The organism is Kitasatospora sp. NPDC001225 (assembly GCF_053597855.1).
The window spans coordinates 1-9,491 of sequence record NZ_JBSFJC010000209.1 but is presented as its reverse complement, the minus strand read 5'-3'; the positions used below and the strand labels follow the sequence as shown (position 1 = coordinate 9,491).

At 75.0% G+C, this 9,491-nt stretch carries 9 protein-coding genes; 5 read left to right on the top strand and 4 right to left on the bottom strand.

Annotation, left to right across the window (positions count from 1 at the left end):
* The 3 genes from ACWDCZ_RS37100 to ACWDCZ_RS37090 form a co-directional block, all read right to left on the bottom strand.
* Nucleotides 1–1,757, bottom strand: a 1,757-nt coding sequence (locus ACWDCZ_RS37100) for a glycoside hydrolase family 3 protein (RefSeq protein ID WP_449818214.1), incomplete at its 3' end; no start/stop codon positions are given.
* The gene (locus ACWDCZ_RS37095) at nucleotides 1,751–2,506 is read right to left on the bottom strand and encodes a tyrosine-protein phosphatase (protein WP_449818213.1); all 756 of its coding nucleotides are present in this window, start codon (nucleotides 2,504–2,506) and stop codon (nucleotides 1,751–1,753) included. The genes ACWDCZ_RS37095 and ACWDCZ_RS37100, both read right to left, overlap by 7 nt.
* A 130-nt stretch (nucleotides 2,507–2,636) precedes the next feature.
* Nucleotides 2,637–3,236, bottom strand: a complete 600-nt coding sequence (locus ACWDCZ_RS37090; protein ID WP_388045390.1) for a TetR family transcriptional regulator — start codon at nucleotides 3,234–3,236, stop codon at nucleotides 2,637–2,639.
* A gap of 247 nt (nucleotides 3,237–3,483) precedes the next feature.
* Here ACWDCZ_RS37090 and ACWDCZ_RS37085 point away from each other — a divergent pair, with 247 nt between their 5' ends.
* The 5 genes from ACWDCZ_RS37085 to ACWDCZ_RS37065 are packed head-to-tail and all read left to right on the top strand — an operon-like array spanning nucleotide 3,484 to nucleotide 8,926.
* The gene (locus ACWDCZ_RS37085; protein WP_449818212.1) at nucleotides 3,484–5,040 is read left to right on the top strand and encodes an ABC transporter substrate-binding protein; all 1,557 of its coding nucleotides are present in this window, start codon (nucleotides 3,484–3,486) and stop codon (nucleotides 5,038–5,040) included.
* Nucleotides 5,037–6,005, top strand: a complete 969-nt coding sequence (locus ACWDCZ_RS37080; protein WP_074002736.1) for an ABC transporter permease — start codon at nucleotides 5,037–5,039, stop codon at nucleotides 6,003–6,005. The genes ACWDCZ_RS37085 and ACWDCZ_RS37080 overlap by 4 nt, the downstream gene beginning before the upstream one ends.
* Nucleotides 5,992–6,912, top strand: a complete 921-nt coding sequence (locus tag ACWDCZ_RS37075) for an ABC transporter permease (RefSeq protein WP_449818211.1) — start codon at nucleotides 5,992–5,994, stop codon at nucleotides 6,910–6,912. Before ACWDCZ_RS37080 ends, ACWDCZ_RS37075 begins: the two co-directional genes overlap by 14 nt.
* A complete protein-coding gene (locus tag ACWDCZ_RS37070) occupies nucleotides 6,909–7,925 on the top strand; it encodes an ABC transporter ATP-binding protein (RefSeq protein WP_449818210.1) in 1,017 nt (338 codons plus the stop codon). The genes ACWDCZ_RS37075 and ACWDCZ_RS37070 overlap by 4 nt, the downstream gene beginning before the upstream one ends.
* Entirely contained in the window at nucleotides 7,922–8,926 is a 1,005-nt protein-coding gene (locus tag ACWDCZ_RS37065) for an ABC transporter ATP-binding protein (RefSeq protein WP_375873077.1), read from the top strand. The genes ACWDCZ_RS37070 and ACWDCZ_RS37065 overlap by 4 nt, the downstream gene beginning before the upstream one ends.
* An 18-nt stretch (nucleotides 8,927–8,944) precedes the next feature.
* On the opposite strand, the gene ACWDCZ_RS37060 is transcribed toward ACWDCZ_RS37065, so the two are convergent.
* The coding region (locus ACWDCZ_RS37060; RefSeq protein WP_449818209.1) for a DUF5937 family protein at nucleotides 8,945–9,491 on the bottom strand (547 nt) is incomplete at its 5' end.

Genomic DNA, 9,491 nt, shown 5'->3' with positions numbered 1-9,491 from the left:
CCGGGGGCGAGCCTGGTGACGGTCCGGGTGAGGTTCCCTCCCCCGCCCGCGCCGCCGCCCGGGTCGCCGAACACCGCCGCGCCCCGGTCGAACGGCAGGGTCGCGGTCATCGGGGCGCGGCCGAGCGCGGCGTCCAGGACGACCTCGTCGGCGGCGCCGAACTCCCCGATCAGCAGGGCCGCGTGCGGGGCGAGCGGGGTCAGCACGGCGGGCCGCTCCAGCTGGGCCGCGAAGACCGTGGGGACGACGGCGGCCAGCGCGGCGAGCCGGTCGGCCTCGGCCGGCTCGAACTCCAGCGAGCCGCTGTGGAAGTGCCGCTCCAGCAGGCCCTCGCGCCGCTCGTACGGGGTGGCGAGGCGGACGACGGCCAGGTCGGCCCGCGCCGGGTCCTCGACGACGGTGCCGTACCGGGCGGCGACGGCCGGGTCGACGCCCTCGACGTACAGCCGGGTGGCGCTGCGCGGCTCGCCGGCCAGGTGGACCACGGAGCGGCGCTGGACCTCGCGGCCGAGCGCCCGGCCCTCCGGGGCGCCGACCAGTTCGGCGGCGGCGTCCGGGTCGGCGTACGGGTCGTCGAAGAGGCCGAGGCGGAACTTGTCGCGCAGGATGCGGCGGACGGACTCGTCCAGCCGGGCCTCGGTGACCGCGCCGGAGCGGAGGGCGGCCAGGATCAGCTCCGGGTCCGTCTCGCCGCCGAGCTGGTCGGCGCCCGCGTCCAGGGTCAGCGCGACCTGCTCGGCGACGGACAGCTCCTCGACGCCCCAGTGCCGCGGGGGCAGAGTGACCACGCCGGGGACGTCCATGCCGGTGATGGCGTTGAAGTCGGTGCAGACCACGCCGTCGAAGCCGTAACGACCGCGCAGCAGGCCGGTGATGACGTCCCGGTTGAAGTTGGCGCCGACCTCGGCGAGGCCGCTGCCGGAGGGGATCGCGTAGGCGGGCATGATCTGCGCGGTGCCCGCGGCGAAGGCCGCCTCGAAGGGCCGCAGGTGGGTCTCGAACTCGCCGCCGGGGTAGACCAGTCGGCGTCCGGCGGCGAAGTGCGAGTCCTCGCCGCCGGCCTGCGGGCCGCCGCCGGGGAAGTGCTTGGTCATGCAGGCGACGCTGTCCGGGCCGATCGGCCCGCCCTGGAGGCCCTCGATGTAGGCGGTGATCATCCGCGAGGCGCGCTCCGGGTCCTCCCCGAAGGTGCCGCTGATCCGGGCCCAGCGGGGCTCGGTGGCGAGGTCGGCCATCGGGTGGATGGCGACCCGGATGCCGACGGCGCACAGCTCGCGGCGGATCAGGTCGGCGTAGCGGCGCACCAGGTCGGGGTCGTCGGTGGCGGCGAGGCCGATCGGCTCGGGGCCGGTGCTGAAGCCGCCGCCGGTGTGGGCGGTGGCCGGGTTGGCGGTGAAGCCGTGCCGGGGGTCGGAGGAGAGGGTGACGGGGATGCCCAGCCGGGCGGCCGCGGCGAGGTCCTGGACGTGGTTGTTCCAGGCGGCCATCGCGCGCGGGTCGGGGACGGCCATCATGGCGAAGTGGGTGAGGCCGCGCCCGGTGATCAGATCGGCGCCGGAGGGGAACGGGCCCTGGTCGCCGGGGAGCATCCGGCCGTGCAGCATCTGCGCGGCCTTCTCCTCCGGGGTCATCCGGGCCAGCAGGTCCTCGACCCGCTTCTCGACGGGCAGCCGCGGGTCCTCGTAGGGCTCCATGGTGCCGTTGTGGTTGAGGTCGCGGAAGGGCGTGCCGTCGGTGTGGTGCAGGACGGTCAGCATGCCGTCACCTCGGCGGTGTTCGACGCGGCGGCCTTGGTACGGAAGGCCTCGATCGTCTCGGCGGTGACCCCGCAGGCGGCCAGGAAGCCGGCGGCGCCGCCGTGCCTGGCCCGGACCAGGTCGAGGAAGGCGCTCATCGCCCCGGCGGGGGCCTCCAGCAGCGGGGCGGGGACGACCATCCGGCCGGCCTCGACCTCGTTGAGGGCGGCACGGTTGCGGTCGGCGAGCCCGGCCCAGATCTGCTGGATCGCCTCGTTGGTGCGGGCGTAGTCGGCGACGATCTCCTCGGCCGGCACCCCGAGCAGCTCCAGCAGCAGCGCGGTGAGCAGCCCGGTGCGGTCCTTGCCGGCGGCGCAGTGCACCAGCACCCCGCCGGGGCGGACGGTGGCCTCCACGGCGGCGGCGAGGGCCCGCGGCGCGGACTCGGCCATCAGCAGGTAGAAGGCGCCGAGGTCCTCGGCGGTGGTCATGGTCCGCATGGCCCGCGCGAGTTCGTCGTTGGTCGGCTCGATCCGGGCGGCGACGACGGCGATGCCGGCGGCCTCGGCGGCGGCCCAGTCCTCGGGGCCGGTCTCGGCCTCGCCCCGGAGGTCGACGACGGTGGTGATGCCGTGCTCGCCCAGCTGGGCGACGACGGCCGCGTCGGCGGCGGGGAAGGGCTGGGCGGAGCGGAACAGGGCGCCGGGACGGATCCAGCGGCTCGCGGGGTCGGCGAGCACTGCGGGGTCGCGGAAGTTGACCAGGGACATGCGGAGGCCTTTCGGGTCGTGCGGGGGGTGTGCAAAAGTCGTGCGGGGGGTGTGCAAAAGGGGAAGAGGGCGTGCGGTGCCGTCCGGGCGGCCTGCGGCGCGCCCGGGAAGGACGGGGTACGGGGTCGGGTCAGCCCGCGGTGGCGAGCACGTCCCGGTAGGCCCTGACCCAGTCGGTCAGGGTGCCGCTCTCCGAACCGATCAGGACGTGGCGCCGCACCATGCCGCCGAACATCGCGCCGAGCGCGGTCGGACGCAGGTCGGTGGCCGGGTCGACGTCGAGCCGCTCGGCGGCGATGGTGACGGTGCGTTCGGTGAAGGCGTCGATGACGACCAGGGCGTAGTTGTGCACGGAGTGCACGTCGAGCAGGCCCCGGCGCAGCCGGCGGCGGCGCTCGGTGTGCTCGACGGGCTCCTCCAGCCGTCCGCCGGTGACGGTCAGCGCGTGGTCGAGCGCGGCCCAGAGCGGGAGTTCGGCGGGGGCGGCGGCGAAGGCGTCGAGGACGACCTGGCCGAAGTCCCAGCCGAACAGCAGCGCCTCCTTGGCCGGGTAGTAGCGGAAGAAGGTGCGGTGGGCGACGTCGGCGCGGCGGCAGATCTGGTCCACGGTGGTGCGCTCGTAGCCCTGCTCCTCGAAGAGGTCGAGCGCCGCGCTGCGGATGCTGTCGCGGGTGCGCGCCTTCTTCCGGTCGCGCATGCCCTGCTCCGCCGCGGTGTCCGTCCCCTGCATCGTTCTTCCGCTCCCGTTCGGTGAGTTGAGTGTCGGTCGTGTCGGTGGGTGGGGCCGCCGAGGGGGCCGCCATGAGTACGGAACCACGTCCGGCCGGGCCCGCTCAAGGCGAGCGCCGACTCTTCCGGGTTTCGTCATCCGGAATTTGCACAACTGCCTTTTGGCAGTCCTGCCACTTCCGGAATGGTGTGTCGCGTCGGCGGCCTCACTCCCCCTGGCCGCCCCCACTCCCCCGAACCGAGGAACCATGAAGCGGCACTACCTCCTGGCATCGGCGGCCCTCGCCGCCGCCCTCACCCTCACCGCCTGCTCCGCCTCCGACGACGCGCTGTCCGGCACCGGCGGCGGCGCCGGGAACACCGGTGCGGCAGCCGACGGGCCGGCCGTGGACGGCGGCACGCTCAAGATCGGCCTGGACCGGCCGTTCGCCAAGCTCGACCCGGCCGACGGAACCCTGATCCAGATGCCGATGATGGTCCTCGCCAACGCCCTGTACGACCCGCTGATGGTCAACGGCGACAACGGCGCCGTCCAGCCGTACCTCGCCAAGTCCTTCACGCCCAACACCGACGCCACGGTCTGGACCCTCGACCTGCGCGAGGGCGTGACCTTCAGCGACGGCAAGCCGCTGGACGCCCAGGCCGTCGCCGACCATGTCGCCCGGCTCGCCAAGCCGGAGAGCAAGTGCGCCTGCGCCCTCGACGCGGCCGCGATCGCCACCACCGCCGTCACCGGCCCCACCACCGTCGCCTTCACCCTCAAGGCCCCCGACGCCGCCTTCCCCAACCTGTTCACCCGCTCCCTCGGCTACATCTCCGAGGCGCCGTCCGGCGACTCCCCCGCCGTCGGCTCCGGCCCGTACACCGTGGAGAGCGTGCAGCCCGGAGTCTCCGTCACCCTCGCCCGCAACCCCGCCTACTGGGGCACCAAGGGCCACGCCGACAAGCTCGTCTACCGGGTGCTGTCCGACGCCGACAGCCGCTACCAGTCGCTGCGCTCCGGCGACACCGACCTGATCTGGACCGAGACGCCCGGCCAGCTCAAGCAGGCCGCCGCCGACGGGCTGCGCACCGCCACCGGGCCCGGCTCCACCAGCACCGTCGTCTTCAACACCAAGGCCGCGCCCTTCGACGACGTCCGGGTCCGCCGGGCCGTGCAGTACGCGATCGACCGCGAGGCCCTGGAGAAGGTCGTCTTCCTCGGCCAGGGCGCCGTCTCCGACGGCCCGATCGGCTCCCGCTCCCCGTACCGCACCGCCGGCGCGTACCCGGCCCACGACACGGCCAGGGCCCGCGCCCTGCTCGCCGAGGCCGGCCACCCCGACCTCGCCTTCGACTACCTCGTCGACAGCCGCCCCGAGGCCCAGCAGCGCGCCACCGTGCTCCAGCAGATGCTCGGCGAGGCCGGGATCAGGATGACCATCAAGCCGATGGACAACGCGAGCCTGGGCACCGCGATGCTCCAGCGCAAGTTCCAGGTGCTGGACTTCATCACCAGCATGTTCGGCGACACCGACACCGCGCTCGGCAGCCTCTACCTGCCGAACTCGCCGTACAACTTCATGGGTTGGACCGACCCGGAGGCCGCCAAGGCGATCACCGAGGGCCGCGCCTCGACCGACCCCGCCAAGCGCTCGGCCGCCTACGGCCAGGCCGCCCGGCGGGTCGTCGACGAGGCGCCGATGGCCTTCCTCACCGAGAACACCGTCGGCTTCCTCTCCACCGCCAAGGTCGGCGGCCTGCCCGACCTCTCCAAGCGCACCGTCCTCAACCTCTCCCCCGCCACCCTGTGGGTGAAGCGATGACCCCCGGCACCCGGACCGCCCTGCGGTACGGCGGACGGGTCGGCCGCGCCGCGGCCGTCCTGCTGCTGGTCACCGTCGCCGCCCTCGCCCTGCCCCACCTGATGCCCGGCTCGCCCGCCGTCGCCGCCCTCGGCCCCACCGCCACCCCCGAGCAGATCTCCGCCTACGAGGCCGGGCTCGGCCTGGACCGCAACCTGTTCGCCGCCACCTGGCAGTGGATCGGCGACGCCCTGCACGGCGACCTCGGCCACTCGCTGTCCACCGGAGCCGCCGTCACCACCGAACTCGCCGACCGCATCCCCGTCACCCTCGAACTCTTCCTCGCCGCCCAGCTGGTGGCGCTCTGCCTGGCCGTGCCCGTCGCCCTGCTCTCCGCCTGGCGGCCCGGCGGCACCTTCGACAGGATCGCCACCGCCGGCACCTTCGGCTGGCTCGCCGTCCCCGGCTTCGCCCTCGGCCTGCTGCTGATCTGGATCGCCGCCGTCCAGCTGCGCGTCCTGCCCGCCACCGGCTGGACCCCGTTCACCGAGGACCCGGCCGAGAACCTCCGCCACCTGGTGCTGCCCGCACTCACCCTCGGCCTCACCGAGGCCGCCGTGTTCACCCGCACCCTGCGCGGACAACTGCTCGACACCCTCGACCAGCCGTACATCGCCGCCGCCCGCAGCCGCGGCATGGGCACCACCCGGCTGCTGCTGCGCCGCGCCCTGCGGCCGTCCAGCCTGCCGCTGGTGACGCTGATCGGGATCGGCATCGGGACCTCGCTCGGCGGGTCGGTGCTGGTCGAGTCGCTGTTCGCGGTGCCCGGCGTCGGCAGCCTGGCCTCCGCCGCCATCGCCGGCCGGGACTTCCCGGTCGTCCAGGCCGTCGTGGTGGTCAGCGCCCTCGGCGTGGTCGCGGCCACCTTCGCGGTCGACCTGCTGTACCGCACGATCGACCCGAGGATCGCCCATGAGCACCGTTGAGCCCTTGAGCACCGCCGAGACCGTCGCTGTGACCGCCGGTCAGGCCCGCACCGCCCGGCGCCGGCCCCCGGCCGGTGTGCTCGCCGCCGCGGCCTGGCTGGCCCTGGTCGCCCTCGCCGCCCTGCTGCTGCCCCTGCTGCCCGGCTTCGACCCGCTGCACGGCGACTTCGCCCACCCCTCCGCCGCCCCCGGCCCCGGCCACTGGCTGGGCACCGACGCCGCCGGACGGGACGTCCTGCAACGCACCGTCGCCGGCGCCCGCGCCTCGTTCACCGTCGCCGCCCTGACCATCCTGGTCGGCCTGCTCGGCGGCGGCGCGCTCGGCCTCGCCGCCGGCTGGTTCCGCGGCCCGGTCGACAAGGCGATCGGCTTCGCGACCGACCTGCTGATGTCCGTGCCCAGCCTGATCCTGGTGATGATCACGGTCTCGCTGCGCGGCCCGAGCCTCACCGTGATCGGCACCCTGATCGGGCTGTTCACCGTCCCGCACTTCACCCGGGTGGTGCGCGCCGTCGTGCTCTCGCTCGGCGAGCGCGGCTTCGTCCAGGCCGCCCGCATGATCGGCACCGCCCCGCTGCGGATCCTGCGCCGCGAGATCGTCCCGCACGTCGTGCCGGTCGCCCTCACCTTCGCCTTCACCGCCACCACCGTCGCCATCGTCGCCGAGGGCTCGCTCAGCTTCCTCGGCTTCGGGCTGCGCCCGCCGGAGCCCTCCTGGGGCGGCATCATCGCCGAGGGCCGCACCGCGCTCGGCAGCGCGCCGTGGATCTCGCTGGCGCCCGCGGCGGTGCTCTGCCTGACCGTCCTCGCCCTCAACTACCTCGGGGAGCAGCTGCGTTCGGGCACTCCCGCCGCCCCGAAGCCCACTGCCCCGAAGCCCCCCACCACGAAGGGAGTGCGCGGATGACCTCCGCCCCCGTCCTCGACGTCCGCTCGCTGGACACCGTCCTGCACACCCCCGACGGCCGCGCCCTGCACGTCCTGCACGGCGTCGGCCTGAGCATCGCGGCCGGCGAGTGCCTCGGCGTGGTCGGCGAGTCCGGCTCCGGCAAGTCCGTGCTCGCCCGCACCGTCCTCGGCGTCGAGTCCCGCACCACCCGGGCCGTCGCCACCGGCGAGATCCGGCTGAACGGCGAGGACCTGCTCGCCGCCACCCCCGCCCGCCGCGCCGAACTGCTCGGCACCGGCATCGCGATGGTCCACCAGGACCCGATGACCTCGCTCAACCCCGTGGTCCGGATCGCCGACCAGGTCACCGAGTCGATCACCAACCGGCGCCGCCTCTCCCGGCGCGAACGGCTGCGCACCGCCGCCGAACTGCTCGCCGCCGTCGACGTCCCCGACCCCGCCCGGCGGGCCCGCGCCCACCCGCACGAGCTCTCCGGCGGCCTGCGCCAGCGCGTCGGCATCGCCGCCGCCCTGGCCGGCGAACCCGCCCTGCTGCTCGCCGACGAACCCACCACCGCCCTCGACGTCACCGTCCAGCGCACCGTCCTCGACCTGCTCGACCAGCACCGGGTCGAACGGGGCCTGGCCACCCTGCTGATCACCCACGACATCGGCCTGCTGTACGGGCGGGCCCGGCGCATCGCCGTCATGTACGGCGGCCGGATCGTCGAGACCGGCCCCACCGAGGCCGTCACCCGCACCCCCCGGCATCCCTACACCGCGGCCCTGCTGCGCTCCGTCCCCCGGGTCACCGGGCCGCTGCGCCGCACCCTGCCCGCCATCCCCGGCTCGCCGCCCGACCTCACCCGGCCCACCCCCGGCTGCCCCTTCGCCCCGCGCTGCGAACGGGCGACGGAGCTCTGCACCACGACCGCCCCGCCCGCCCACGCCTCGGCGGACGGCCACACCGCCGACTGCCACTTCCCGCTCACCGAAGCCGACATCCCCGACGAACTGGAGCCCGCGGCATGACCACCTCCCCCGAAGCCGTGGGCCCCGACGCCGCCACACCGGGACGGCCCGTCCTGGAGGCCACCGGCCTGAGCGTCGTCCACCGCACCCGCTCCGGCCCGCTGCACGCCGTCAGCGGCGTCGACCTGGCCCTGTACCCGCGCCGCACCCTCGCCCTGGTCGGCGAGTCCGGCTCCGGCAAGAGCAGCATCGCCAAGGCCCTGCTGCGGCTGCCCCCGCCCACCACCGGCACCGTCACCCTCGACGGCACCGACCTCGCCGCGCTCTCCCCGCGCGCCCTGCGGGCCGTCCGGCCCCGCCTCCAGATGGTCTTCCAGGACCCGCTCTCCTCCCTCAACCCGCGCCGCCGGGTCCGCGACCTCGTCGCCGAACCCCTCGACGCCCACCCCGACCCGGCCCGCGACCGCGAGGAGACCGTCACCCGGCAGCTGGAGGCCGTCGGCCTGCCGCCCGCCCTGTTCGGCGACCGCCGGCCCCACCAGCTCTCCGGCGGACAGGCCCAACGGGTCGCCATCGCCCGGGCGTTGGCCGCCGGGCCGCGCGTCCTGATCGCCGACGAGGCGGTCTCCGCGCTCGACGTCTCGGCCCAGGCCACCGTGCTCAACCTGCTGCGCGGGCTCACCGAGGAGCGCGGACTGGCCGGCCTGTTCATCTCCCACGACCTCGGCGTGGTCCGGGCGGTGAGCGACGAGGTGGCCGTGCTCCAGCTCGGCCGCGTCTGCGAGCGCGGCCCCACCGAGGCCGTGCTCGCCGCCCCGGCCCACCCCTACACCGCCGCCCTGCTCGCCGCCGTCCCCGAACCCGGCCGCCCGCTGCGCGACACCGGCCTGCTCCCCGCCGACCCGCCCTCCCCGCTCGCCCCGCCCAGCGGCTGCCGCTTCCGCACCCGCTGCCCCCTGGCCGACTCCCGCTGCGCCACCGAGGAGCCCCGCCACCGGGAAGTGGCACCCGGCCGCACGGTGGCCTGCCACCGCCCGCTGGTCGGCGCCGCCCAGGCCTGACCTCCCGGGACAGCACACTTAACGCAGGACGGACTCCAGGAAGTCGCTGCCGATCCGGGCCACGACCGACAGGTCGAGCTGGTGGAGGACGTAGCGGCCCCGGCGGCGGGTGGTGAGCAGCCCGGCCTTGCGCAGGACGGCGAGGTGGCGGGAGACTTCCGGTGCGGTGATGTCCTGTGAGTCGGCCAGCTCGCTCGTCGAGTACGCCCCGCGCGCGAGGTGGCGGCACAGGTTCATCCGCATCGGGTGGGTCAGCGCCTCCAGGCGCAGCTTCACCGTCTCCACCGACTCGGCGCCGCCGACCTCGTGGGCGGCGGCCGGGTACTGGATCACGGGCTGCCAGCCCGGCGCGTACAGGGCGAAGAAGTGCGGCCAGCCGAAGACGGTCGGCAGCAGGGTGACGCCCGTGCTGCCGGCCTCGGTACGGCCGTGCACCAGTTTGTCGACGACGATGCGGGTGCCGTGCCCGTCCTCCTCCAGGCTCAGTACGGAGGAGGTCGCCGCGAGCGCCTCCGCCAGGCCCTTGCGGCGCAGCAGGTCGGTCTTGTGCCGGGCGTCTGCGGCG